Source organism: Bradyrhizobium sp. USDA 10063, from assembly GCF_054063735.1.
The window spans coordinates 7,180,834-7,205,320 of the sequence record NZ_JBSSGP010000002.1 but is presented as its reverse complement, the minus strand read 5'-3'; the positions used below and the strand labels follow the sequence as shown (position 1 = coordinate 7,205,320).

General features: G+C 65.2%; 23 protein-coding genes. 9 read left to right on the top strand and 14 right to left on the bottom strand.

The window, feature by feature from the left end; translation table 11 throughout:
- Positions 1-140 precede the first annotated feature (140 nt).
- The 14 genes from ACVJGD_RS35970 to ACVJGD_RS35905 all read right to left on the bottom strand — a co-directional run bounded on the left by ACVJGD_RS35970 (position 141) and on the right by ACVJGD_RS35905 (position 12,159).
- Positions 141-446 carry a hypothetical protein gene (locus ACVJGD_RS35970; protein ID WP_456638642.1) on the bottom strand — a complete coding sequence of 102 codons (306 nt, stop codon included), beginning with the start codon at positions 444-446 and terminating at the stop codon, positions 141-143.
- On the bottom strand, positions 443-727 hold the full coding sequence (gene minE / locus ACVJGD_RS35965; protein WP_456640483.1) for a cell division topological specificity factor MinE: 285 nt from the start codon (positions 725-727) through the stop codon (positions 443-445). Before minE ends, ACVJGD_RS35970 begins: the two co-directional genes overlap by 4 nt.
- Positions 727-1,542 carry a septum site-determining protein MinD gene (gene minD, locus ACVJGD_RS35960; protein WP_454617144.1) on the bottom strand — a complete coding sequence of 272 codons (816 nt, stop codon included), beginning with the start codon at positions 1,540-1,542 and terminating at the stop codon, positions 727-729. Before minD ends, minE begins: the two co-directional genes overlap by 1 nt.
- Before the next feature lie 19 nt (positions 1,543-1,561).
- On the bottom strand, positions 1,562-2,263 hold the full coding sequence (gene minC, locus ACVJGD_RS35955; RefSeq protein WP_456638641.1) for a septum site-determining protein MinC: 702 nt from the start codon (positions 2,261-2,263) through the stop codon (positions 1,562-1,564).
- A gap of 265 nt (positions 2,264-2,528) precedes the next feature.
- Complete coding sequence (locus tag ACVJGD_RS35950) at positions 2,529-3,395, bottom strand: aromatic ring-hydroxylating dioxygenase subunit alpha (RefSeq protein ID WP_456638640.1); 867 nt, start codon at positions 3,393-3,395, stop codon at positions 2,529-2,531.
- Positions 3,379-4,788 carry an amidohydrolase family protein gene (locus ACVJGD_RS35945; protein WP_456638639.1) on the bottom strand — a complete coding sequence of 470 codons (1,410 nt, stop codon included), beginning with the start codon at positions 4,786-4,788 and terminating at the stop codon, positions 3,379-3,381. Before ACVJGD_RS35945 ends, ACVJGD_RS35950 begins: the two co-directional genes overlap by 17 nt.
- On the bottom strand, positions 4,785-6,344 hold the full coding sequence (locus tag ACVJGD_RS35940) for a GMC family oxidoreductase (protein ID WP_456638638.1): 1,560 nt from the start codon (positions 6,342-6,344) through the stop codon (positions 4,785-4,787). Before ACVJGD_RS35940 ends, ACVJGD_RS35945 begins: the two co-directional genes overlap by 4 nt.
- Before the next feature lie 214 nt (positions 6,345-6,558).
- Positions 6,559-7,167, bottom strand: a complete 609-nt coding sequence (locus ACVJGD_RS35935; RefSeq protein WP_456638637.1) for a thiamine pyrophosphate-dependent enzyme — start codon at positions 7,165-7,167, stop codon at positions 6,559-6,561.
- Positions 7,164-7,664, bottom strand: coding sequence for a thiamine pyrophosphate-binding protein (locus ACVJGD_RS35930; protein WP_208821197.1), 501 nt, complete (start codon positions 7,662-7,664; stop codon positions 7,164-7,166). The genes ACVJGD_RS35935 and ACVJGD_RS35930 overlap by 4 nt, the downstream gene beginning before the upstream one ends.
- A 92-nt stretch (positions 7,665-7,756) precedes the next feature.
- Entirely contained in the window at positions 7,757-8,680 is a 924-nt protein-coding gene (locus ACVJGD_RS35925; RefSeq protein ID WP_456638636.1) for a LysR family transcriptional regulator, read from the bottom strand.
- Between the two features lie 3 nt (positions 8,681-8,683).
- Positions 8,684-10,486 (bottom strand): adenine deaminase, encoded by a 1,803-nt coding sequence (locus ACVJGD_RS35920; protein ID WP_456638635.1) that lies wholly within the window; start codon positions 10,484-10,486, stop codon positions 8,684-8,686.
- A 34-nt stretch (positions 10,487-10,520) separates the two neighbouring features.
- Positions 10,521-11,153, bottom strand: coding sequence for a glutathione S-transferase family protein (locus ACVJGD_RS35915; RefSeq protein WP_456638634.1), 633 nt, complete (start codon positions 11,151-11,153; stop codon positions 10,521-10,523).
- The gene (locus ACVJGD_RS35910) at positions 11,150-11,875 is read right to left on the bottom strand and encodes a Rieske 2Fe-2S domain-containing protein (protein WP_456638633.1); all 726 of its coding nucleotides are present in this window, start codon (positions 11,873-11,875) and stop codon (positions 11,150-11,152) included. Before ACVJGD_RS35910 ends, ACVJGD_RS35915 begins: the two co-directional genes overlap by 4 nt.
- A gap of 41 nt (positions 11,876-11,916) precedes the next feature.
- Positions 11,917-12,159, bottom strand: a complete 243-nt coding sequence (locus tag ACVJGD_RS35905; RefSeq protein WP_456638632.1) for a hypothetical protein — start codon at positions 12,157-12,159, stop codon at positions 11,917-11,919.
- Between the two features lie 402 nt (positions 12,160-12,561).
- On the opposite strand from ACVJGD_RS35905, the gene ACVJGD_RS35900 reads away from it, so the two are divergent.
- The 9 genes from ACVJGD_RS35900 to ACVJGD_RS35860 all read left to right on the top strand — a co-directional run bounded on the left by ACVJGD_RS35900 (position 12,562) and on the right by ACVJGD_RS35860 (position 24,470).
- The gene (locus tag ACVJGD_RS35900) at positions 12,562-13,674 is read left to right on the top strand and encodes a BMP family ABC transporter substrate-binding protein (protein ID WP_456638631.1); all 1,113 of its coding nucleotides are present in this window, start codon (positions 12,562-12,564) and stop codon (positions 13,672-13,674) included.
- 18 nt (positions 13,675-13,692) lie between these two features.
- On the top strand, positions 13,693-15,276 hold the full coding sequence (locus ACVJGD_RS35895) for an ABC transporter ATP-binding protein (RefSeq protein WP_456638630.1): 1,584 nt from the start codon (positions 13,693-13,695) through the stop codon (positions 15,274-15,276).
- Between the two features lie 2 nt (positions 15,277-15,278).
- Positions 15,279-16,331 (top strand): ABC transporter permease, encoded by a 1,053-nt coding sequence (locus ACVJGD_RS35890; protein WP_456638629.1) that lies wholly within the window; start codon positions 15,279-15,281, stop codon positions 16,329-16,331.
- A gap of 2 nt (positions 16,332-16,333) precedes the next feature.
- Positions 16,334-17,269, top strand: a complete 936-nt coding sequence (locus ACVJGD_RS35885) for an ABC transporter permease (RefSeq protein WP_456638628.1) — start codon at positions 16,334-16,336, stop codon at positions 17,267-17,269.
- Between the two features lie 4 nt (positions 17,270-17,273).
- On the top strand, positions 17,274-18,674 hold the full coding sequence (locus tag ACVJGD_RS35880) for an 8-oxoguanine deaminase (protein WP_456638627.1): 1,401 nt from the start codon (positions 17,274-17,276) through the stop codon (positions 18,672-18,674).
- Positions 18,675-18,702: 28 nt separating this feature from the next.
- The gene (locus ACVJGD_RS35875) at positions 18,703-19,560 is read left to right on the top strand and encodes an aromatic ring-hydroxylating dioxygenase subunit alpha (protein WP_456638626.1); all 858 of its coding nucleotides are present in this window, start codon (positions 18,703-18,705) and stop codon (positions 19,558-19,560) included.
- 165 nt (positions 19,561-19,725) lie between these two features.
- On the top strand, positions 19,726-22,056 hold the full coding sequence (locus ACVJGD_RS35870; protein ID WP_456638625.1) for a mechanosensitive ion channel domain-containing protein: 2,331 nt from the start codon (positions 19,726-19,728) through the stop codon (positions 22,054-22,056).
- Positions 22,057-22,620: 564 nt separating this feature from the next.
- Positions 22,621-23,574, top strand: coding sequence for an ABC transporter permease (locus ACVJGD_RS35865; RefSeq protein ID WP_456638624.1), 954 nt, complete (start codon positions 22,621-22,623; stop codon positions 23,572-23,574).
- Entirely contained in the window at positions 23,571-24,470 is a 900-nt protein-coding gene (locus ACVJGD_RS35860; protein ID WP_456638623.1) for an ABC transporter permease, read from the top strand. Before ACVJGD_RS35865 ends, ACVJGD_RS35860 begins: the two co-directional genes overlap by 4 nt.
- Positions 24,471-24,487 lie beyond the last annotated feature (17 nt).

Genomic DNA, 24,487 nt, shown 5'->3' with positions numbered 1-24,487 from the left:
GAGGTCGGCGCGTCAGCGCCGGGTGGGGGCTCTCTCCACTCGAGGCAATCCGATCGTGGAAGCACCCTCACCCCAACCTCTCCCGCAAGCGGGAGAGGGGGCGCAGCTTCAGCGTGGATAGAATGCAAACCTAATTTCGGTCAGGCGCGGCGGCGCTGCGGCGGGGCGCCCTCGACGTTGGCGTCCCAGTGGCTCCAAGAGACGCTGGCGAGGCTTCGCTGGTCGGTGGCCAGCGGCCGCTTGGTTCGCCGCTCGTGATCGGCGATGCAGCGCTCCGCTTCCATGATCTTCCGCTTCAGCTCGCTGATCGCTTGCTCGGTTTTCCGGTTGAAGGTCGGGATAGGCGCGCCTCCGAACCGGGCGATTTCCAATTCCTTGAGCGCAGCGCGATTCTTGCGGACCTGCGCCCGTTGCCAGGCGATATGGCTATCACTGTCTGCCGTCATGTCGCAGCCACCAGCTTGGATCGTTGCAGAGCATTGGGCACTTCGATGTCGACCTCGAGCATCGAGACGAATTTGCCCCGATCCATCTTGACCACGACTTTCTCCGGATCGAGATCGACATGCTTGGAAACCACGGCGAGGATTTCGGACCGCAGCAGTTCCAACAGTTCGGGGGCGCCGCTGCCGCCTACCCCGCGTTCATGCGCGAGCAGGATCTGCAGCCGTTCCCGCGCGACCGGCGCGGAGCCGGAGCGGCCGCCGATAAGCCGCAGGAGATTCATCATGCCGCCCTCCGTCGTAACAGCCTGTTCATCAGTCCCTTGCGTTCAACCGGCACCGTCATCGGCACCGTCTCGCCCATCAGGCGGCGCACCGCGTCCATATAGGCGCGGGACGGCGCGCTGGTGGTGTTGTTCAGCGTCACCGGGCAACCGACGTTGGATGCGCGCAGCACGTCCTGGCTCTCGGGGATGATGCCGAGCAGCGGCGTCGCGAGGATTTCCAGGATGTCGTCGATCGAGAGCATCTCGCCGCGCGAGGCGCGCGAGGCGTCGTATCGGGTGACCAGGAGGTGCTTCTCGACCCGCTCGCCCCGCTCCGCCTTGGCGGTCTTGGAATCCAGCATGCCGATGATGCGGTCGGAATCGCGCACCGAGGAGACTTCGGGATTGGTGACGATGACCGCCTCGTCCGCATAGCGCATCGCCAGCGTCGCGCCGCGCTCGATGCCGGCCGGGCTGTCGCAGAGGATCCAGTCGAACTTGGTCCTGAGCTCGTTGATGACCCGCCGCACGCCCTCATCCGTCAGCGCGTCCTTGTCGCGGGTCTGCGATGCCGGAATCAGCCACAGATTCTCCAGGCGCTTGTCGCGGATGAGCGCCTGCGAGAGCTTGGCGACACCCTGCACCACGTTGATGAGATCGAACACGACCCGCCGTTCCGCGCCCATCACCAGGTCGAGGTTGCGCAAGCCGACATCGAAATCGATCACGACGACGCTTTGTCCGGCTTGCGCGAGAGCCGCACCGAGCGCAGCCGTGGACGTCGTCTTGCCGACGCCTCCCTTCCCAGACGTTACGACCAAAACCTTGGCCATTCTCTCCTCCTTTGGGCGATCAATTCAGCGCTGTGATTTTGAGGGCATCGTCTTCGAGCCACGCCTGGGCCGGCCGACTGCGCAGGCTTTCGCCGATGTCCTCTGCGGTCTGGTAGTAGCCATCGATGGCCAATAGCTCGGCCTCGATCCTCTGGCAGAAAATACGTGCCGATGAATTGCCGTTGATGCCGGCCATCGCCCGGCCGCGCAGCGTTCCGTAGATGTGGATGGAACCGCCGGCGACGATTTCGGCGCCCGAGCCGACCGAACCCAGCACGGTGACGTCGCCATCGGCGAAGACGATCGACTGGCCGGAACGCACCGGCTGGTCGAGCAGCAGCGATGTCTGTTTCGGCTTGGCCGGCTTGGCTTGAGGCTTTGGCGGCTCGGACTGCGGGAGCCCGCAGGGCCGGCCGCCCGTGAGCAGCGGCGGCAGGCTCTTGGTGAGATGGTCGGGGCTGACGCCCTCGATGCCGAGCACGCGGATATTGCGCTGCTCGAGGTTTGCGACGAGATGGGCGATGGCGCTCTGGCTGAGGTCCAGCGCCGAGAGGTCGAGCACCACCGGCTTGCCGACGAAAAATCCGGGCGAACGGGAGAGCGTCGCGTCGATTTCCCCAAGCCAGTTCATGATCGGAACGACAGGGGTAAACACGAACGCAACGTAGGATCGGCCCCGCATGCGGACCAGTTGACGGTTTGACTGCACAGGTGCGTCCATCGCGGCCGACTCAGCTCCTTTTCAATTGGTTAAAGATCGGTAGCCATGGTTAATCATCCGTTAACGCCCGTACATTTTCACGGAAAAGGGCATAAGAGGCCGGTCACGGGGCCGGAAGGCAACGGCATGACGCGGGCGGACGGCGAATCAGTGGCGTAGCCCGGGCGGAGCGTCAGCCCAGCCCGGGATCACCGGACACGGTTAATGCAGACGTCCCGGGTTTCGCGTTCGCTCCGCCCGGGGCGACGGGGCTGCGAGCGAAATTTCATCGCGAGCCGGCGATGGTGCCGTAGCGCAGGCCCTTTTCCTTGAGCCAGCGGCGATAGGCGACGGAGGAGCCATCGGCGCGGGTCGGGATTTCCGCGCGCGGCTCGAGCGGCAGCCGCAGGGGACGCTGGTTCTCGACGATGATGCGGTCCTGCGAAAAGATCACCTGCTCGAACTTCAGGATGTCGTTGTAGGCCGACTGCGCGTCGACCAGGAACATCACCGGCTGGGCGCGGCACAGCTCCTCCTCGATCGGCTGGATGAACAGCGCGATCGCATCGAGCCGCAAAGGGGCGGACGGGCACACCCGGTAGAGCATCACCGTGAACGGCGACGGCACGCGGTAGGTGAGCTGCACGAAATCGCCCGAGGATTCCGTCACCGCGATCCGCGGCTGGAAGAAGCGGCAATTGGTCGCCCAGACCTCGTCGACATCGCGGCGGATCTCGCTCTCATAGGCCGGCACTTCCGTGTGCGGCTCGGCGCCGAGGATATCGTTGTGGACGTAAGGGAAATGCGCCATGTCGAGGAAATTCTCGATCACGCGCGGCGCCGAGGTGCGGATCTTGACCCAGCCGCAAATCACGAAACGGCGGTCTTCCTCCGCGGCCTCAGCGATGTCGAAAATCTCGCGCAGCGGCTCGCCGAGCGTGGTCCAGAGGCAGCCATAGCGCTCGCGGACCGGCAGCGGCGCGGCCGGTATCCCCGCGACGACCTCGCGCACCCGCGGCGCGCCATCGGCGTCGCGGTCGACGATCAGATCCTGGCCGAGCAGGCGCGTGAGACGCGGCGCTGCCGTCACCTCGGACAGCGTCTCGATCGCGTACCATTCGTTCAGCGCGACGGGATCAGTGGTTTTGGCCATCGCCTCCCCCAACCGCGCCGGTCCACTGCACCGAACCGTGAACGTGCTCGGCGAGCCAGGCGGCCCGGCGCACGAACAATCCCGGCGCCACCTCGTGAACATGATCGATCAGCGCGCGCAAATCGGCGGTCTTCAATCGGCCGTCTTCGACGACGATCCGGCCATCCACCATGGTCAGCGCGACATCGCCGCCGCGCACCGCATGCACCAGATTGTGCTGCAGGTTGAAATAGGGGCCTTCGCCGAACAGCGGCGTCATCCGCGGCGTGTCGGTGCGCACCGCGATCAGGTCGGCCCTCTTGCCGATCTCGAGCGAGCCGATCTCATGGTCGAGGCCGATGGCGCGGGCACCAAGGATCGTGCCCATCCTCAGCGCGGTCCAGGAATCCAGCGCAGCCGCATTGAGCGATTTCAGCTTGCCGAGCAGCGAAGCCGCCTTCATCTCCTCGAACATGTCGAGATTGTTGTTCTCCTTCTCGCCGTCGGTGCCGAGGCCGACGGCGAGACCGGCCTGCAGCATCGCCTCGACCGGTGCGATGCCGCTGGCGAGCTTCATGTTGCTGACGGGGTTGTGCGCCACCGAGACGCCGCGGCGGGCGAGCAGCGCGATCTCGGACTCGTCGAGCCAGACCGCATGTGCGATCATCGCCCGCGGCTCGAACAAGCCGAGCTCGTCGAGCACGAACATCGGCCGCTTGCCGTAGCGCTTCTCGAATTCGGCGACCTCGATGGCAGCCTCGCTGCAATGGGTATGGAAACCGGTGCGATGACGCTTGGCCATCTCGACCGCGCGGCGTTGCGCGGCCTCGTCGGAATAGAAGAGATGCTCGAGCCCGACCCAGACGGAGATGCGGCCGTCATCCTTGCCGTGCCAGCTCTCGATCATCCGCTCATTGTCGTCGAGCGTGTCGAAATAATTGTAGTCCGGATGCTCGCCGACATAGGGCACCGCAACGAGACGGTTGCCGATAGTGCGCGCCGCCCGCGCGCTGCCATCCATGAAGCGCCACATGTCGACGGTCGTGGTGGTGCCGGAGAGCACGCTCTCGGCGTAGCAGAGATGGGACGCCGCCTCCGCCTCGTGCGGCCGCAGCACGCGATGCATCGGGTTGATGTGCAGCCGCAGCCAGTCCCACACCGGCAGGTGCTCGGCCGTGCCGCGCAGGAAGCCGGAATGCATGTGGCAGTTCACCAGCCCCGGCATGACCAGGCAATTCCTGAGATAGGTCACCTCGGCCGCGGGCTCGGCGGCACAGAGCGCATCGCTCTTGCCGACCGCAGCGATGCGGCCGTCCCGCACCAGTACCGCGCCATTGGTGATGACGCGGTTGGCTTCGTCCATAGTCAGGACGAAGTCGGAGGCGATGATCCTGTCTTTCTCGGTTGCGCTCATACCGACAACTCTGCAGGTTTCATGCCGGTGATGAAATCCGCGGCACGCTCACCGATCATCGTCACGGGCGCATGGGTATTGCAGGACGGGATGATCGGGATCACCGAGGCATCCGCGATGCGCAGGCCCTCGACGCCGCGCACCCGCAACTGTGGATCGACCACGGCGCGCTCGCCTGTGCCCATCGCGCAGGTGCCGCAGGTGTGGAAGAAGGTCGAGCAGCTCATGCGGATGAACGCGATCTTTTCGCTGCGCGACATCAGGCGGTCGGGCGCGGCCGGCGCTGCGATGAGGCCGGCGAAGGCGTTGGCGGCGGATAGCTCCATGATGGCATCGATGCCGGCGATCAGGGCCTCGAGGTCAGCGGGCTCGGCGAGGAAATTCGGCTGCAGATCGATGGCGGCGCCCGGCTCGGCACTCTCGAGCCGCAGACGGCCGACGCTGGCCGAGCGCATCAATCCCGGCGACATCGCGAAGATATCGCCGGAGAGATCGTAAGCCGTGGCGACTTCGTCGCCGGCGTGGCGGCCTTGCACCACGAAAGCATGGAGATCGGGCGCGGCGAGCGCGGCATCACTCTTCCAGTTCATCATGCTGCCGCCGCCATTGTCGCGCACCGGCCCGAGCGGCGCCTTCGCGCGAAAATTCATGCCCATCAGCAGCGGATGGTCCTGCAAGTTCTCGCCGACGCCTGCGAGCGCGGCGACGACTGGCACCCCAAGCCGCGCCAATTCCTCCGCGGGCCCGATGCCGCTCATCAAGAGCAGACGCGGCGTGTCGATCGCGCCGAGTGCCAGGATGATCTCGGATTCCGCGCGCGTCTCCACGACGGCACCGTCGATGATCGAGCGGACCGCGCGGGCGCGGCGGCCCTCGAAGGTGAGGCCAATCGCGAGCGCATTGGTGCGGATGGTGAGATTGTTCCGATCCGCCACCGGGCGGAGATAGCCGCGCGCCGTGTTCCAGCGTTTGCCGCCGCAGATGTTGAGATTGGCAAGGCTGGCGCCCTCGTTGGTCGCGCCGTTCGGATCGCCGATCACGGGGATGCCAAGCTCGGCGGCGCCCGCGAGCATTGCGAGTGCGATCGGATGCGGATCGCGCGGACGCTCGATACGCAGCGGACCGCCGGCGCCGCGATAGTCGGAGGCGCCGCCTTCCCAATCCTCAGCACGCTTGAAGTAGGGCAGCACGGAACGGAAATCCCATCCCGTCGCGCCCGCGGCTTCCCAGGCGTCGTAGTCGGAGGGATGGCCGCGGTACCACAGCATCGCGTTGAGGCTCGACGATCCTCCGAGCACGCGGCCGCGCGGGATCGCGATGCTGCGGCCGTTCAATTCCGGCTGCGGCGCGTAGCGATAGCCCCAATCGTAGGGACCGCCGAACAGCGCGGTCCAGTTCGCGGCGTCTTCGATCTCGGCAATGCCGACATCCGAAGGGCCGGCTTCGAGCAGCAGCACGCTGGCATCACAGCGCTCGGCCAGCCGCCGCGCCACCACCGCGCCGCCGGATCCGCCGCCGACCACGATGTAATCATAGGCGGGACGCGGCGCGGTCATGGCGATACCGCGATGCTATTTGGTTGGCTCAGCTTGCGCGCTCTCGTTTCACCTCTCCCGCTTGCGGGAGAGGTCGGCGCGCACGCGCCGGGTGAGGGCTCTATCCGCTCGCGAGAGCCTGAATCGTGGAGAGACCCCCACCCCGGCCCTCCCCCGCAAGCGGGAGAGGGAGCGCAGCGTCGTCGTGGCGCTAGTCGGTCCACCCTAGTCATCGCTAATTGTGCTCGCTCGGGCCCATGATGACGATGTTCTCGGTGCGCTCGACGTGGCGGACGAAGATGTATTTGTCCTCGCGACCGTCGCTATGCTTGCGCTTGATGTCGGGCTGCACGGTGCCGGAGACTTTTGCGACGACCAGATAGGGCTCCTGGGCCGCCAGGCCCTCGGCGCAATGCGCGTCGAATTCGTCGATCGTGCGCGCCATGTAGGCGCGCGTCAGCCCCGCGCCGCGGGCGATCGCGGCGATATCGACGCGGCCGCTCGCCGTATGCGTCGGCGGGCCGCCGATCGACTGGTAGCATTCATTGTCCCAGACCACGATGAACAGGTTGTCCGGCTGCTCGTTGCCGATGGTGGCGAGAATGCCGAGGTTGAACATCATGCCGCCGTCGGTATCGAGCGAAACGATGCGCCGGTGCGGCAGGCCAGCGGCCAAGCCAAAAGCCTGCGCGCTGACACAGCCGAGCTGCTGCTGGAACAGGCTCGCCTCGCGCATATGCGGGGCGGCGTTGTACCATTCGTCGACGCTGGCGCCGAGCGAGAGGATCACGAGTTCGTCGGAGAGCCGGCGCGCCAGCGCCTTCATGCAGTCGAACCGCTTCATCGCACCACGCTCCCGCCCAGCGCCACCGCCGAGTGATAATAGGCGGAGTACGACCAACTGAACGCATCAGTGATGGCGCGCTCGATCTTCTCCTCTTCCGTCACGATGCGATAGGGAATCCGCAGCGCGTTCAGCACCGGCTCCATGGTGATGCCATGCGGGATAGCCCACCAATTGTTCTCGCCGAGCTCGCCGCGATAGCTCATCAGCATCACCACGGGAATGCCTGCGCCAAGCCCCATCCGCGCGAGCGGCTCGACCGAGGCGCGCAGGCCCGAATTCTCCATCACCAGCGCCGCGCGCTTGCCCGACAGGAACACGCCGCCGCAGATCGCCGCACCCTCGCCTTCATTGGTGACGCGGATGGTGCGGATATCAGGATCGGCATCGAGCGCCGGATAGAGTTCCTTGAACAAAGAGTCCGGCAGATAGCAGACGATGCTGACGCCTGCTTTCTTCAGGCCGCGGATCACGGCGTCGACGGCGGATGGCTTCATGCGAATTCCTTTTTGGTCAAATTCGCAAAGCATGAGGTGTTCTGAATAGGCCCTGATTTCTCACCAGCCTGATGCATCCAGCGCAACATGTCTCAGGCGCCGGAAAGACCCTCGATCGCCCGCGTCAGCATGGTGGCGAGGCTCGAGGCCGCTTCCGACATGCCGGATTTGGCGCGCGACAGCAGCACCAGCTTGCGCGGCCGCAATTTGGGATCGCGCAAGGGCACAAACACCAAGGCTCCGCTCCTGATCTCGCGCTGCACGCCGATCCGCGTCTGCAGCGCAACGCCGTTGCCGCGCATCGCGAGGTCGGCCATCACGGTGATCGAGTTGGTCAGCGCCCGCCGCCCGAAATCGATCGAGGAGCCGTTCAACGCCTCTTCGATCGAAGCCCCAAGTGAAAGGCTGGCATCCGATAGCACCACGCGCTCGCCGGCGAGATCGAACAATCTGAGCTCACTACGGCCGGCGAGACGATGCGCGGGATGCATCAGCGCGCCCATATTCAGCACCGTGCCGGCGAGCCGCTGCGCATTCCGCGGCGTCTTGATGTCGAAGGCAATCCCGATGTCGCATTCGCCGTCGGCCACCGCGTCGAACGCGTGCTCCGATCCCATCACCTTGATATCGACGGTGATCGCCGGATAGCTCTCCCAGAACGACGACATCACGTCGAGCAGCAGCCCGCGCGCAATGCTCTCGACGACAGCCACGGTCACAGTGCCGCGCCGAAGACCCTGGAGGTCGTTGATCTCGGTGTAGGCGCGCGTCATCTCGCCCTGGCTGGCGCGCGTGCGGTAGAGCAGGATTTCGCCGGCGCTGGTGAGCTTCAGCCGCTGGCGGATGCGCTCGAACAATGGTGTCTGCAGTTCGTCCTCGAGCTGGCCGATCACGCGGCTGATCGAGGACGGCGCGACATTGAGCACGCGCGCGGCCTGCCGGATCGAGCCGAGCTGGGCGACGAGCTGGAAATAATGCAGGCGCGTCGAGATCAGGCCGAGCCGGTGCGGATCCATCGGTTACTCGAACAGCGGCGCGAGCCGCATTTCCGGCACCAGCACCAACCCCTTGTCGGTGAGGCGGATTTCGGGGATCACCGACAGCGGGATCAGGTTGAAGCCCATGTATGGAATGGTGCAGCCGGCCTCCCGCCATGCCACCTTCAATTTCTGCACTTCTTCTGCGACCTCGGTCACCCGCCTGTCGGAGAGCAGGCCCGCGATCGGCAGCGGCACCATCGCCTTCACCTTGCGGTCGGCAACAACGCAGACGCCGCCTTGATGATCCCTGATCGCCGCAAGCGCCACCTGCATGTCGTCTTCGTTCGTGCCGGCAATGATGATGTTGTGGCTGTCATGCCCCACGCTCGATGCCACGGCGCCGTGCTTGAGGCCGAAATCCTTGAGGAGACCATGGGCGACGTTGCCGGCCGACTTGCCGTGGCGTTCCACCACCGCGACGAAGCAGAGGCCGTAGCGTTCGAACAGCGGCTGCCAGTCATTGGCGGGCTCGATGGCGATGCGATCGTGGATCAGGGTGATGCCGGGCAGCGCCGTCTTGATGGCGTTGACGGTGCAGGCCTCGGTCGGCAGCGCTGGCGTCAGCTTCACTGCTTCAGGCAATTTCACCGTCGAATAGGCGGCTTGCGGATAGCGGTAACGCTTCGACAGCGCGGCATCGAGCAATGGCGTGATCCTGCCGTTCTCAACCACGCATTCGCCGCCATACCAGGTGGCGTGTGGCTTGAGCGAATCGTCGAGCAGCACCAGGTCGGCGCGCCGGCCGCCGCCGAGACCGCCGATCTCGCCTTCTGCGCCAAAGCGCGTGGCGCCGTGCAGCGACCCCATCGACCATGCCTGTTCCGGCGACATGCCGGCCTTGACCGCTTCCCGCACCACCCAGTCGAGACCGAATTGCAGGAGATCGTCGGCATCGCGATCGTCGGTGCAGACGGCGACGCGCTTATGCGACGCTCCGAGCTCGGTGATGGTGCGGATCGCCTGCGGCAGCGAATGCCACGGCGTGGTCGGCGGACCGCCGCGCAGGAAGAGCCAGATGCCGGCTTCAAGCAAGTCGTCGGCGATGTCGCGGTCGATCGCCTCATGGGTATCGGTGACGCCACTCGCCGCGTATGCCGCGACGAATTCGCGGCCATAGACATGGCCCGACACCGGCCGTCCGCGCTGCAGCGCCGCCGCAAGGATCGCGTGGCTGCGCTCGTCGCCGAGCGTGACGGGGACAAAATCCATCTTTTCGCCGAGCGCCACCGCCTCCGGCCAGCGGTCGAACAGGCCGGCGATCTTCTCCGCGGTGAGATCGCCGCCGGCGGTCTCGAGTTCTGGCGAGGTCGCCGGCACCGTGCTCGGCACGGTCAGGAAGATCGAGAGCGGCGCCTCGCGCGCGTCCTCCAGCATCGCCTCGACGCCGGCGACGTCCATCACATTGCCGATCTCGTGGCTGTCGCAGAAGATCGTCGTGGTGCCGTTGAGCAGCGCTGCTTCCGCGTAGGCGCAGGCCGTCACCATCGAGGATTCGATATGGATGTGCGGATCGACCAGGCCCGGCGCGATGATGCCGCCGGCGACGTCCTTGATCGCGGCATCGCCGCCGGCAGCCTTGTGTGCGCCGGCCGGCTTCACCGCGGCGATGCGCCCGCCCGCGATCCAGATCTCCCTGCCATCGATGATCCGTTCCGAATAGGTCGAAAGCACGCGCGCGCCGGTAATGACGAGATCGGGCGCTGCACGCCCTGAGGCAACGTCGGCGAGGTGGCGCGTCATGGCGTGGAGCGGCTGGACTTCGAAGCGGATAAGCCTGGTCATGGCGGCCTCTTACGTTGCGCGTGCGTGATCGGCGTCAATAATAGTCGGGAATGCCCGGCATGGTCACGAACCCCGGAATCGTCCGCACGCGTCGCATCCAGCGCCGCAGTGCCGGATAAGCCTCATGTTCGACACCGAAATCGCGGCTCAGCGCGATGGCCGGGAACAGCGCGAGATCGGCGAGCGACGGCTTGTCGCCGACGAACCAGGCGGCGCGATCAAATTCGCGTGCCGTCATGTGATCCTCCATCAGGCGGAAGGCGCGCCGCGCGGCAACGCCCAAGGCCACCTCGTCGCCCGGTTCGTCGAACATCGCCAGCCGGCGCGCGAGGAAGGCGGCGTGGAGATCGCGGATCGCAAATTGCAGCCACATTGCGATCGCGCCGTGCGGCTTCGGCTCCGCGGGCAGCCACGTGTTGCCGGCGTCATAGGCGCGCGCGAGATAGGTCATGATCGCTTCCGCTTCGCTCAGCGCGATTTTGCCATCGGTGAGGATCGGCAGGCCGCCGCGCGGATTGAGCGCCATCAGGACGGGTGCGAGATGTTCGCGGCCCGGCACCATGTTGACCGCGACCTTGCGGTACGACAGTCCGAGCACGGACAGCAGCAGCCGCACCTTGTAGCAATTCTCGTCGAGCTCGAAATCGTAGAGGGTAATCTCGCTCACGGCGCCACCCCGTAGCGCAGTTCGCCGGCGTGTCGTGGCGTTCCTTCGACTTCACGCCGCAGAGCCTCGCCCCAGGCGGAGACGCACTTCTGGCTGTCGCCGCGATAGACGTCGGGTGATCCCGCGATGACGATATGCAGCGCGGTTTCCACGTCGGACAGCGGCTGCACCGCGACGAGGATCTCGTCGCCGCCGTTCTTGAGCGACACCAGCGCATCCGTGCGTGACCGCTGCGTCGCGCCGCCAGTATTCTTCAGCAGCGGGCATTCTGCAAGAACAAGCGCGTCGAAGACCTTGGCTGCGGAAGCATCGACATAGAGGCTGCGCACCGGCGTCACCGGGCCGCGCTCAGCAAACGCGATTTCCTCCGGCGCGGAGCTGTCGAGCTCGTTCCAGGCCCAGACGATGCCGAGCCGCTCGATCGAAGGATAGGTCGCAACCCGGATCGTGCCGGGGACGGCAAGATCTGGATGCGCCGGAATGTAACGGCATTGCGCCGAGATGTCGTACTGCCAGCCGTGGTAGAGGCAGGCGATATGGTTGTCGCGCACAAAACCGAAACTTAGGCGCATGCCGCGATGCGGGCAGCGGTCTTCCCAGACATGCGAGGTATCAGCGCTGTCGCGCCAGACCACGAGCTCGCGGCCGAGCAGCCGCGTGCCGGTGGACGTGCCGCGCTCCAGCCCCTCCGCCAGCGCGACCGGATACCAGCCTGTTCCCATCAACCTATCTCCATCACGACCCCGCGAACGCGGTGCAAGACTTACGCCGATGCATTTTTCCGCCCGACGTCCCGCACCAGGCAATCAATCGGCCCGAGGCTGCACGCCATCTCGAACGCGTCGACCAGCGCCGGCTGTCCCGAGACTGCCACCTCGATCCGCTCTGATGTCGCCGTCTCCACCATTACATCGAGCTGCAAGCGCCGCGCGCGGTGGTTGACGAACTCGACGAAACTCTCGACACGAAACTGTCCGGTGAAGACGATGACGGTTGCTCCCTGCATGCGCTCTTATCCCTGCGCTTCGATTTATTCGAGGGTGCCGCGATCAGGGCAAGCGGAAAGATTGCCCATGCATATCGTTTGAGCAGAGAAGCAGCGATCTGCTTGTTTTTTAAGGCATCGTTGCCGAACGATGTTGCGCAGGATCGATCACCGCAATCGAAAAAAAGCGCCTATGCGAAACAAGCAGCGACGGACAGGCTGAGGATGCGCAAGCGTGCGGGATGGGCCGGTGATGCCGCCGATGCGCGGGCTGCGGCATGGACCTTGCTACGGAAATCCTTCGGCGGCTGAGCGCCGACACGCGATGTCGGCGATCGGCTTTGCCCGGAAGTTCCGGCTGGTTTTGGCCACGGCAACCATCCGCAAGAGAACACGGGCTCCAACACGAGGCTTAGCTCAACCATGTCAGACCTCCGCCATCTGTCCCGCCGGCGCTTCCTGAATTTCGGCGCCGCCGCCGGTTCCTCGCTCCTGCTGCCGCCGGGCCTGATCCGCTCCGCGCACGCCGCGGCACCGCTGCCGGCGGTCGCCGAGAAGGACGCGGTCATCGCCTTCGGCCATACCGGACCGGTGACGGACGAAGGCTGGACCTGGAGTCACGACCAGGGCATGAAGGCCGTGAAGGCGGCGTTCCCGCAGCTCAAGACCGTGTTCGTGGAAAGCATCCCCTACTCGGCTGATGCGACGCGCACGTTCCGTCAGTTCGTCTCGGAAAACGCCTGCATGGTGTTCGCCACCTCGAACTATGGCGACTTCCTCTACGACGTCGCAAAACGCTCGCCGAGGATCGCGTTCTTCGAATGCGACGGCCGCAACCCGCTCGACAATCTCGGCACCTATTATGTCGCGCACTGGTACCCGACCTATGTCACCGGCGTCGCCGCCGGGTTGATGAGCAAGAGCGGCAAGCTCGGCTATGTCGCATCCTTCCCGGTACCGTCGGTGTTCTCCGGCACCAACGCGTTCCTGATGGGTGCGCGCTCGGTCAATCCGAACGCGACCATGCAGGTCATCACCATCAATTCCTGGTTCGATCCGCAGGCCGCGACGCAAGCCGGCACGGCGCTGCTCGACAATGGCTGCGACCTGCTGTTCGGCATCATGGACGAGGCAGGCTATCTGCAGGTCGCCGAGAAGCGCGGCGCCAAGGCGGTGATGTGGAATACCGATATCCGCCGCTACGGGCCGAAAGCCTACATCAGCTCGATCATCGTCGACTTCAAGCAATACTATGTCGGCGAGGTGAAGAAGCGGCTCGAAGGAACCTGGACACCCTCCACCACCATCCTGCCGATGGGCGCCGGCATCGACCGCGACGCCTGGGGCGAGAGCGTGCCCGAGGATGTGCGCAAGCAAGCCGACGCCGTGCGCGAAAAGATCCTCGGTGGCTGGTCGCCGTTCGTCGGCGAGATCAAGGACGCCAAGGGCAATGTGAAGGTCGCCAGTGGCAAGCGCATGAGCGAGACCGAGCTCTACAACTGGGATTGGCCGATCGCCGGCATCTCCGGGCTCTGAAGCGCTGTCGTGATGGCGATGCCTGATGTCACCGCGCGTCCTCCCGGCACGCCGCCACTGGTGCAGCTTCGGGGCATCGCCAAGTATTTTCCCGGCGTCGTTGCCAATCAGGACGTGGATCTCGAAGTATGGCCCGGCGAGATCCACGCACTCCTGGGCGAGAACGGCGCCGGGAAATCCACCTTGATGAACATCCTGACCGGCATCTACCAGCCCGATGCCGGCGAGATCATCATCGACGGCTACCTGAAAAGCTTTGCCTCGCCGGTGGAGGCGATCGCGGCCGGCATCGGCATGGTGCACCAGCATTTCAAGCTGGTGCGCGCCTTTACCGTCGCCGAGAACATCCATCTCGGCTGGTCGGAAACGCCGCGCACGATCAGCCCGCAGGAACTGGAAGCGCGCACCGCGCAGCTTTCCGCCTCGCTCAATCTCGCGGTCTACCCAAGCGCACGGGTCGACGAACTCTCGACCGGCGAGCAGCAGCGGGTCGAGATCCTGCGCGTGCTCGCGCGCAAGGCGCGCGTACTGATTTTGGACGAGCCGACCGCGGTGCTGACGCCGTCGGAGGCGCGCGAATTGTTCAAGGCGCTGAAGGAATTCGTCGCGCGCGGCAACGCGGTGATCTTCATCAGCCACAAGCTGGACGAGGTGCTTGAGATCTCCGACCGCATCACCGTGCTGCGCGGCGGCCGCAAGGTAGCGACCGAGCCGACCAGCGCCTGCAGCGAGACAATGCTGGCGAAACTGATGGTCGGGCACGAGATCGTGCTCGACGACCTGCGTGCGCGAGGCCCGAACGCGGTCGCCAGATCCAATGAGCCTGTCGTCCGCCTACGCGAGGTGACGACACGGGACAGCACCGGCCATATCGTCCTGAACAAGGTTTCGCTCGATATCGCCGGCGGAGAGATTCTCGGCATCGCTGGCGTCGCCGGCAATGGGCAGAAAGAGTTGAGCGAGCTTCTGACCGGAATGCGCGCGGCGAACTCGGGACAGATCGTGCTGGGCGGACGCGATGTTTCCAGCGCAAGCGCCGGAGATTTTGCCGACATCGGCGTGGGTCATATCCCGGAGGACCGGCTGCGCAGTGGACTGGCGCCCGCGCTCAGCGTCACCGACAACGCGGTGATCCGCGAATATGACCGCCCGCCGGTCTCGCTCGGGCCATGGTACCGGCCGCGCGCGGCGGCGGCGCTGGCGCGCAGAATCGCGGAAGCGGCTGCCGTGATGGTGCCGAGCTATTCGATGCCGATCCGCAATCTCTCCGGCGGCAACCAGCAGCGCTTCGTGGCGCGGCGCGAGATGCGGATCGCCACGAGACTTCTGGTCGCCGCCTATCCGAGCCGCGGCCTCGACGTCGGCGCGATCAACACCATGATGCGCTATTTCGTCGAGCTGCGCGACGCCGGCGTCGGCATCGTCGTGATCTCGGAAGAGCTCGAGGAACTGCTCAACCTCTCCGACCGCATCGCGGTGATGTTCCACGGCGAGATCATGGGCATTGTCGATACCGCGGGCGCCGATATCGAACAGATCGGGTTGATGATGGGCGGCCAGCGCGCGGCCACACCAGTGCGCGCAGCCGCGATGGTGCATTGACGATGGCGATCCGCCTGCAACGCCTGCCATCGGCCTCGCCTGCCATCGCGCTTGCGGCGCGCGCAATTGCGATCCTGCTGGCGCTCGTCACCGCCGGCCTCCTGCTCGCGGCCAGCGGCGCGCAGCCGCTGAAGCTGGCGCTGCAGGTTCTGAAGTCGACATTCGGCTCCGGCTTCGGCCTCGAGGACGTCGGCCTGCTGGTGACGCCGCTGATCCTCACCGGGCTTTCAGTCGCTGTCGCACTTAGAATCGGCGCCTGGAATATCGGCGCGGAGGGACAGTTCTATGCCGGCGCCTTTGCCGCGACCGGCGCGGCGCTGTTCATCCCCGGTCCCACCATCGTGATGCTGCCGCTGATGTTTGTCGCAGGCGCGCTCGGCGGCCTGATCTGGATTTTGATCCCGACGCTGGCGCGCGCCTATGCCGATGTCAGCGAGCTCATCACGACACTGCTGCTCAACTTCGTCGCCACGCTGATGGTCTATTATGTCGCGACCGGTCCGTGGCTCGATCCCGGCGGGCATGCGCTCGGGACCACCGCGCGGCTGAAGCACGATATGCCGGAATTCATCGGCATGGTGCATTGGGGCTTTCCGATCGCGATTCTGCTGGCCGCGATCACGGCGGCCGCCTTCAGCTTCACGCGCTGGGGTTATGAGGTCAGGATCGCCGGCTCCAACCCGCAGGCCGCGAAATATGCCGGCATGCCGTTCCGCCGCCACCTGATCGTGGTGATGCTGCTGTCGGGCGCGATCGCAGGCATCGCCGGCATGCTCGAGGTCGCCGGCACCGTGCATCGCCTGCAGGGCGGCATCTCCAACAATTTCGGCTATCTCGGCATCATGGTCGCGGTGTTGGCGCGCGGCTCCTGCATCGGCGTGATCGCCGGTGCGGCGCTGATGGCCGTGATCCTCAACTCCGGCATCATCCTGCAGACCCAGGGCGTCAATACGTCCACCGTGCTCGCCATCACCGGATTGATCCTGTTCTTCACCGCCGTTGGCGACGAGCTCGCGCATTTCCGCATCGTCAGCAGCAAACCGGCCGAGGCCTGAAGATGGACCTGATCGCAGGCATCCTGCACACGTCGCTGCTCGCCGGCGGCGTGCTGGCGCTGGCCGCGCTTGGCGAGGTGCTGGCCGAGCGTGTCGGCGTGGTCAATCTCGGCGTCGAAGGATTGATGGCGCTCGGCGCGATCACCGGGATCGCCGCTGTGGTAACGACGAAGAGCCCGACGGCCGGTTTCGCGCTGGCGCTCGCGGTTGGGTTTGTGGTCGGCATGGTGTTTGCCGCGATCACGGTCTATCTGCGCGCCAACCAGGTGCTGTGCGGACTTGCATTGACATTGATGGGCACGGGCTTCGCCGCAACCGTCGGCAAGGCCTATTCCGGAATCCCGGCGCCGGCGACGTTCACCGGCGTAGAGATTCCCTATCTCAGCTCGATCCCGCTGATCGGCCAGGTGCTGTTCACGCAGAACGTGCTGGTCTACCTGATCTACATCATCCTGCCGGTGATGCTGCATGTCCTGATGTTCCGCACCCGGCATGGCCTCAACCTGCGCGCCGTCGGCGAGAACCCTGCCGCGGCGGATGCTGCCGGGATCGCCGTGCAGCGAATCCGCTTCTGGTATGTGACCGCCGGCGCGGCGCTCGCCGCCGGCGCCGGCGCCTATCTCACGCTCGCCTTCGTGCCGTCATGGTCGGAAGGGGTCGTCGCCGGCCGCGGCTGGATCGCGGTGGCGCTGGTGATCTTCGCCGGTTATCGCCCGCTGAATGCGGTGCTCGCGGCGCTGCTGTTCGGCGTCATCACCTCGCTCGGTTTCGTCGGACAGGCGCGCAACTGGCCGATCGCCGCGCCCGTGCTCTCGATGCTGCCCTATCTCGGCACCATCGCCTTCATCGTCGTTCCGGTCGTCGCCTGGCACCGCATGCGCCAGGCGATGGCCGCGCCGGCCGCGCTCGGCATTCCCTATTATCGCGACTTGCGGTGAGCCCATGTCCACGCTGCTCGTAAAGAACATCGATCATCTCGCAACCTTCGACGATGCCAATCGCGAGATCAAAGGCGGCGCGCTGTTCGTCCGCGACAATGTCATCGTGGCAGTCGGCACCGATGCGGAACTGGCGCATCTTGCCGCCGACGACGTGCTCGATCTTTCCGGCCACCTGGTGATGCCGGGCATGGTCAACACGCACCATCACATGTACCAGAACCTGACGCGGGTGATGGTGCAGGACGACGAATTGTTCGTCTGGCTGACCACGCTCTATCCGATCTGGGCAAAGCTAGACGACGAGGCGATCTATGTCTCCGCCCGCGTCGCGATGGCGGAATTGATCGCCTCCGGATGCACCACCAGCTCCGACCATCTCTATATCCAGCCCAACAATGTCCGGCTCGACAGCACGATCCAGGCGGCACAGGAGCTGGGCCTGCGCTTCCACGCCGCGCGCGGCGCGATGTCCCGCGGCAAGAGCCAGGGCGGGTTGCCGCCGGACAATTGCGTCGAGACGGAAGAGGATATCCTCAAAGACGCCGAACGGCTGATCCAGACGTATCATGATCCCGGCCGTCACGCGATGAGCCGGATCGTGCTCGCGCCCTGCTCGCCCTTTTCGGTGACACCGGGCTTGATGAAGGAGGCCGCGCAGCTTGCGCGCAGCCACGAGGCGGTGCACCTGCACGCGCATCTCGCCGAAGACCTCGACGAAGAGGTCTATTGCCGCGACATCTACGGCATGCGGCCGGTGGAATTCGCCGGCTCCGTCGACTGGCTCGGCCCGGATGTCTGGTTCGCCCACGCCATCTTCTTCGATAGCGCCGAGATCAAGACCTTCGCCGAGACCGGTACCGGCATGGTGCATTGCCCCTCCGCCAATATGCGCTGCGGCCAGGGAATTGCAAAAATCCGCGAGATGCGCGACGCCGGCGTCACCTGCGGGCTCGGCGTCGACGGCTCCGCCTCAAACGACACCTCGAACCTGTTCCTCGAAGCGCGGCTGGCGCAGATGCTGCAGCGGGTGGCGCCGCACCGTTATCTCTCCGAAGCGCCCGGCGGCCGCGGCGGATTCGGTGGCAATCCGAGGGCGCTGTCGGCGCGCGAGGCGCTGGACATGGCGACGCGTGGCGGCGCCAAGCTGCTCGGCCGCGACGATATCGGCTATCTCGCGCCCGGCATGAGCGCCGATTTCATCGCGATCAAACTGAATCAGCTCGGGCTTTCCGGCACCCAGCGCGATCCGCTGGCGGCCATGATCATGTGCGGCCCGTTCAAGGTGGATTATTCCTTCATCAACGGGCGCAACATCATCCGCCGCGGCGAATTCGTCCATCACGATGTCGAGGCGTCGCTTGCGGACCACGCGAAGATCATGCAACGAATCTACCAGCAATAGGCCGACCGCAACGAAGCGGAGCTGCACCATGAATGGGACCATCGACCCCGGCACGCTGAACCAGTGGTATGTGCTGGATACGCTCAGCGATATCCCGGCATCGCTTCGGCGCAATCGCCTGCTTGGCGTCGAATTGACCACGTTCCGTGACGCGGATGGCGCGATCGTGGTCTCGGCGGAAGACCGCGACGATCCGCTGCCGGTGCGCGAACGCTACGGCTATCTCTGGACCACGCTGGGAAGACCTGATCGCGACGTGTTGCCGATTCCCGAAGCCGATGAGGCGGACCGGCGGCATGTGGTCTGCGGCGCGGTCTCGGTGCGTTCGTCAGGCCTGCGCATCGTCGAGAACTTTTTGGACATGGCGCACTTTCCGTTCGTGCATACCGACATCCTCGGCGCCGAGCCGCACACGGAAGTGCGGCATTACACGACCGAGATCCGCCGCGACGTCGATGAGGTCTGGGCCACCGACTGCGAATTCTTCCAGCCGCAGGCGGCGCTATCGGCCAAGGACGGCATCGTCACCCAATATATGTACCGGGTCGCCGCCCCCTTCGCGACGCTGCTCTACAAGACCTGCCCGAATGCCGCCGACCGCTGGGATGTGATCTGCCTGTTCGTGCAGCCGCTCGACCCTGATCATTGCCGTGCCCATCCGGTGATGTTCCTGATCGACGACACTTCCGCACTCGCCGACCTCGTCCAGTTCCAGCAGATGATCTTCCTGCAGGACCGCATCATCCTGGAAAACCAGCGCCCGCGGCTGTTACCGCTGGAACCGCGCGCGGAAATCCCGACCCGGGCGGACGCCTCCTCCGTGGTCTACCGGCGCTGGCTGAAGGAAAAAGGGGTGGTCTACGGAACCACGCTCGGGACAGCCTGACGCGCCAGGGGTTCCGACGGCGGCATTTTCGTAGGGGTATTGGGACGTCTTTCCGGCTGATGCGTTGGGCGGCAGGGTGATGCCTGTCACAGGCATGCCAAACTATGGCCGTACCGGCGTTAAATACACGCGATTCCCGCCACCCCTCACGATCGCAGCGTTTTCATGCCGAGCAAATATCTCCGATTCATCACGATTGCGCTCACCTATCTGCTGCTGCTGATTTCGCCTGCGCGATCGCAGATGATGATCCCGAACACGTCGCCCCCGCCTCCCCCGCCGCCGACAGCAGCGGCGCAGGCACAAGCAACGCTGGATATCCTGCAGGACGACCAGAAGCGGGCGCAGCTAATCCAGACGCTGCAGACCATCGCCAAAGCATCCCCCTCCGGCGGGCCGGCGCAGCCGGCGGCTTCGGCTTCGTCGCCCGCATTCTCCGACAATCTCGGCGTGCAGCTTCTCGCCGAAGTCTCGGACTGGTTCGGCGACGTGTCGGATCAGCTCGCCACCGCGGCGCGGACAGTGTCCGACTTCCCGATGATCTGGCGCTGGGGCGTCAATCTCACGACCAATCCGTACATGCAGCAGATGCTGCTCGACACGGCCTGGCGGCTCGTGCTCGTCATCGCCTGCGCCTTCATGGCGGAATGGATCATCCGGCGCATCATCCGCCGTCCGCTCGCCGCCATCGACCGCTATATCCCGGCGCGCGCGCGGCATGCCGATACCGCGCGGGATGCGAGTGCAGCCACGGAAACGCAGCCGGTCCGGCGCTGGCACGCGACACTCAGCTATGCCTGGCAGCTCGCAATCCGGCTTCCCTTTGCATTGGCGCGGCTGTTCCTGGACCTGCTGCCCGTGATCTGCTTCGCGGCGATCGGCAATCTTTTGCTTGCGACCGACATCGGCCGGGCGCCGACGCCCCGCGTCGTCATCCTGGCGATGGTCAATGCCTACGTGATCTACCGCAGCATCCTCGCGGTCACCGCGGCGGTGATCTCGCCGGCCTCCAGCCAGCCGAGCCTGTTCATCATCCGCGATGAGGCCGCCGCCTATCTCGACATCTGGTGGCGGCGCATCGTTGCCGTCACCGTGTTCGGCGTCGCCTTTGCCAATATCGCGCTGCTGCTTGGCTTGTACCGGCCGGCCTATCACGCCGTGGTGCGGCTGTTGATGCTGGTGGTGCACCTGTTCGTGGTGGTCATCATCCTGCAATGCCGCCGAAGCGTCGCCGACTGGATCCGGGCGCCGGAGGGCGCGCGCGGCCCGCTCGTCGTCGCGCGCAACCGGTTCGCCGACGTCTGGCACATTCTCGCGATCGTCCTCGACCTGGCGCTATGGACGGTGTGGGCGCTGCGGGTGCAGAACGGCTATGCGCTGCTGTTCCGCTATTTCGTCGCCAGCATCGCCGTGCTCCTGATCGCGCGGCTGGCGTCGATCGCGATGATGGCGGCGCTGGACCGCGTGTTCCGTATCAGCCCGGAATTCACACGCCAGTTTCCGGGGCTCGAAGCACGCGCCAACCGGTATTTCCCGGCGTTGCGCAGCATCGTCTCGGGCGTGATCGGTGTCATCACCGTGATCGCGCTGCTCGAGGTCTGGGGCCTGGATGCGGCGGAATGGTTCTCCAGCGACCATATCGGCGGACGCCTGCTATCGGCCCTGATCACCGTCGCCATCGCCGGCGTGGTGGCGCTCGCGATCTGGGAAGCGGTGAACGCCGCGGTCGACCAGCATCTGTTGCAGCTTTCGCGCGAGGGACGCTATGCCCGCGCCGCGCGGCTGCGCACCTTCCTGCCGATGCTGCGCACGACGTTGCTGTCGATCATCCTCACCGTCGTCGCGCTGACGGCGCTGAGCCAGCTCGGCGTCAACATCGCGCCGCTACTCGCCGGCGCCGGCATCGTCGGTATCGCCATCGGCTTCGGCTCGCAGAAGCTGGTGCAGGACGTCATCACCGGGCTGTTCCTGCTGCTCGAGAACGCGATGCAGGTCGGCGACTCCGTTACGGTGTCGGGCCTGTCCGGCGTCGTCGAGAATCTCTCGATCCGCACCATCAGACTCAGGGCCGGTGACGGCTCCGTGCACATCGTACCCTTCAGCTCGGTGACATCAGTCACCAACACCAACCGTGGCATCGGTAATGCCTCGGTCAGCGTCAACGTGGACTACAAGGAAGATCCGGATCGAGTCGGCGCCGTGCTGAAGGAGATCGCCGCCGACCTGCGCAAGGATCCGGCGTTCCAGCACATGATCCGCGGCGACCTCGATCTCTGGGGCGTCGACAAGGTCGATGCCACCATGACGACCATCGTCGGCCAGATCCAATGCACGGACTCCGGACGCTGGCCGGTGCAGCGCGAATTCTACCGGCGCATGAAGAAGCGCTTCCACGAGCTCAACATCCAGATCGCCCGGCCGCCGCAGACGATGCTCGTGCTGCAGTCGCCGCTCGAGCGGAAGGACGAGCCACGCGGCGCCGAAGCCGCGGAGTAGCCGCGGCTGCGCTCCCTCTCCCGCTTGCGGGAGAGGGTTGGGGTGAGGGTGTCTCCGCATTGGGACTCCCCGAGTGGAGAGAGCCCTCACCCGGCGCTTCGCGCCGACCTCTCCCGCAAGCGGGAGAGGTGAAGATTCAACCTGATCGGCTGATGCTCAAGTCTCAGTACGCACCTGTCCCACCTCTGCGAGAGGTCGCGCTCATCGCGCTCGCCAATGGCGCATCCGCCGGGCTCTCGCGTGGGTGACGGATCATGTGCCACTGCGGCCACGGGCCGCATCACGATTTTCAAAAAGCGAGTATGGTAGCTGCCAATGAACTTGGGAGCGGTCGCCTTCATCTACGAAGCTGTTGCAAGCTCGCTCGCCGGTGCTACGATCCAAACAACAATAGGGAAACGCCCGAAATTGTCGCATTGCAACGCAAGATGAGCGGCGAATTTCTCGTCACGAAAAATCGGCAACAGACCGATTGCAAGAGGGAGGACTACAAGGTGAAGCCCACGAACGCTCGTTTCGAACTTCCGGCATGCTCGATGGCTGCTACCGTCAGCGGGTAGGCCCTTGTACGGGTACATTGTGCGCCGGCTGCTGGCGCTGATCCCAACGCTCCTGTTTGCAAGTCTGATCGTGTTTGCCACGGTACGGATGATTCCGGGCGATGTGATCGACATGATGCTGAGCCAGAACGATCTGGCGGCCGACAGACTGAGCCGCGAACAGCTCGTTCATGCACTCGGTCTCGACAAGCCGATGGCCGAACAATACCTGATCTGGATCGCCGGCATTTTGAAAGGCGATTTCGGCCGGTCGCTCTGGCAATCGACGCCCGTCCTCGAGCTCGTCCTGCAGCGCCTGCCTGTCACCTTTGAGCTCGGCGTCATTGCGCTGGCGGTGGGTCTCGTGATCGCGCTTCCGATCGGCGTCTACTCCGCCGTCCGGCAGGACACCGTGGGAGATTTCGTGGCGCGCTCTTTTTCGATCCTCCTGCTGGCCGTGCCGAGCTTCTGGATGGGCACCATGGTGATGGTGTTCCCATCGATCTGGTGGGGCTGGTCGCCCGAAGTGAACTACGTGAAGTTCGGCGACGACCCGATCCAGAACCTCAAGCAGATGATCATACCGGCCATGGTCCTTGGCGCGAGCCTGTCGGCTGTCACGATGCGCATGACGCGCACCATGATGCTGGAGGTCCTGCGCCAGGACTACATCCGCACCGCGCGGGCCAAGGGTCTCAATCAAGGGCTCGTCATCATGCGCCACGCGTTGCGAAACGCCCTCATTCCGGTGATCACGCTGGTTGGTCTCCAGGCCCCCCTGCTGATCGGCGGAGCCATCGTCATCGAGCAGATCTTCGTCATCCCCGGCATGGGACTTCTCCTGCTTGAGGCGGTGAATCAGCGCGACTACCCGATCATCACCGGCGTATTTCTGACGGTGGGACTTGCGGTGATGCTCATCAACCTCATGGTCGATCTCAGCTATGGCCTGCTCGATCCCCGCGTGAGGACCCGATGACGACGATCGAGCAGGCCAATCCCTCCCTCGCCCAGGAGAGCAGGCGCAACCCGGCCCTGCAGTTCCTGGGCCGCCTGTTCCGAGAGAAGCCGTTCGGCGCAGCGGCCGGAATCCTCTTTCTGATCTTCGTCTTTGCCGGCGTGTTTGCGGATGTGCTGGCGCCCTATGGCTTCAACGAGATCAACCCCATACAGCGGCTGAAGCCGCCGTCGTGGGCGCACCTGTTCGGCACCGACAATCTCGGGCGGGACTTGTTCTCGCGCTGTCTGTATGGCGCCCGCCTTTCGGTGATCATCGGCTTTTCGGCCGCGTTTCTCGCCACCGTCATTTCGGTGCTGATCGGCGCGTTGACGGGCTATCTCGGCGGCCGCTTCGATCTTGTCACGCAGCGGTTCGTCGATGCCTATATGTCGTTTCCCGAACTGGTGATCCTGATCGCCGTCGTCTCCGTGGTCGGTCCGGGCATGCCGCAGATCATCGGCGTCCTGAGCCTCGCCTTCGGCATCGCCGGTTCGCGCATCATCCGTGGCGCCGTCGTTTCCGTGCGCGAGCACATGTATGTGCACGCCAGCCAGTCGATCGGCGCCTCCACCAGCCGCATCCTCTGGCGGCATATCCTGCCCAACATCATGCCGCCCATCATCGTGCTGTTCACGACCCGCGTCGGCGCCGTGATCCTGGTCGAGTCCGGACTGTCGTTCCTGGGTCTTGGCGTTCCGCCGCCGGCGCCGACCTGGGGCGGACTGCTGTCGGGCAGCGGGCGAACCTACATGTTCCAGGGTCCATGGCTGGCGCTGGCGCCGGGCCTCTGCCTGACCATCGTGGTTTACGCCACCAACGTCTTTGGCGATGCATTGCGCGATCTGCTCGACCCGCGTATGCGCGGATCGCGATAGCGCGGCGGCGACACAAG

Excerpts from the sequence above, each read along its gene's own strand:
- ACVJGD_RS35970 (WP_456638642.1), bottom strand. The coding sequence starts at position 446 with ATGACGGCAGACAGTGATAGCCATATCGCCTGGCAACGGGCGCAGGTC.
- minE (WP_456640483.1), bottom strand. The coding sequence starts at position 727 with ATGAATCTCCTGCGGCTTATCGGCGGCCGCTCCGGCTCCGCGCCGGTC.
- minD (WP_454617144.1), bottom strand. The coding sequence starts at position 1,542 with ATGGCCAAGGTTTTGGTCGTAACGTCTGGGAAGGGAGGCGTCGGCAAG.
- minC (WP_456638641.1), bottom strand. The coding sequence starts at position 2,263 with ATGGACGCACCTGTGCAGTCAAACCGTCAACTGGTCCGCATGCGGGGC.
- ACVJGD_RS35950 (WP_456638640.1), bottom strand. The coding sequence starts at position 3,395 with ATGGCCAAAACCACTGATCCCGTCGCGCTGAACGAATGGTACGCGATC.
- ACVJGD_RS35945 (WP_456638639.1), bottom strand. The coding sequence starts at position 4,788 with ATGAGCGCAACCGAGAAAGACAGGATCATCGCCTCCGACTTCGTCCTG.
- ACVJGD_RS35940 (WP_456638638.1), bottom strand. The coding sequence starts at position 6,344 with ATGACCGCGCCGCGTCCCGCCTATGATTACATCGTGGTCGGCGGCGGA.
- ACVJGD_RS35935 (WP_456638637.1), bottom strand. The coding sequence starts at position 7,167 with ATGAAGCGGTTCGACTGCATGAAGGCGCTGGCGCGCCGGCTCTCCGAC.
- ACVJGD_RS35930 (WP_208821197.1), bottom strand. The coding sequence starts at position 7,664 with ATGAAGCCATCCGCCGTCGACGCCGTGATCCGCGGCCTGAAGAAAGCA.
- ACVJGD_RS35925 (WP_456638636.1), bottom strand. The coding sequence starts at position 8,680 with ATGGATCCGCACCGGCTCGGCCTGATCTCGACGCGCCTGCATTATTTC.
- ACVJGD_RS35920 (WP_456638635.1), bottom strand. The coding sequence starts at position 10,486 with ATGACCAGGCTTATCCGCTTCGAAGTCCAGCCGCTCCACGCCATGACG.
- ACVJGD_RS35910 (WP_456638633.1), bottom strand. The coding sequence starts at position 11,875 with ATGGGAACAGGCTGGTATCCGGTCGCGCTGGCGGAGGGGCTGGAGCGC.
- ACVJGD_RS35905 (WP_456638632.1), bottom strand. The coding sequence starts at position 12,159 with ATGCAGGGAGCAACCGTCATCGTCTTCACCGGACAGTTTCGTGTCGAG.
- ACVJGD_RS35900 (WP_456638631.1), top strand. The coding sequence starts at position 12,562 with ATGTCAGACCTCCGCCATCTGTCCCGCCGGCGCTTCCTGAATTTCGGC.
- ACVJGD_RS35895 (WP_456638630.1), top strand. The coding sequence starts at position 13,693 with ATGCCTGATGTCACCGCGCGTCCTCCCGGCACGCCGCCACTGGTGCAG.
- ACVJGD_RS35890 (WP_456638629.1), top strand. The coding sequence starts at position 15,279 with ATGGCGATCCGCCTGCAACGCCTGCCATCGGCCTCGCCTGCCATCGCG.
- ACVJGD_RS35885 (WP_456638628.1), top strand. The coding sequence starts at position 16,334 with ATGGACCTGATCGCAGGCATCCTGCACACGTCGCTGCTCGCCGGCGGC.
- ACVJGD_RS35880 (WP_456638627.1), top strand. The coding sequence starts at position 17,274 with ATGTCCACGCTGCTCGTAAAGAACATCGATCATCTCGCAACCTTCGAC.
- ACVJGD_RS35875 (WP_456638626.1), top strand. The coding sequence starts at position 18,703 with ATGAATGGGACCATCGACCCCGGCACGCTGAACCAGTGGTATGTGCTG.
- ACVJGD_RS35870 (WP_456638625.1), top strand. The coding sequence starts at position 19,726 with ATGCCGAGCAAATATCTCCGATTCATCACGATTGCGCTCACCTATCTG.
- ACVJGD_RS35860 (WP_456638623.1), top strand. The coding sequence starts at position 23,571 with ATGACGACGATCGAGCAGGCCAATCCCTCCCTCGCCCAGGAGAGCAGG.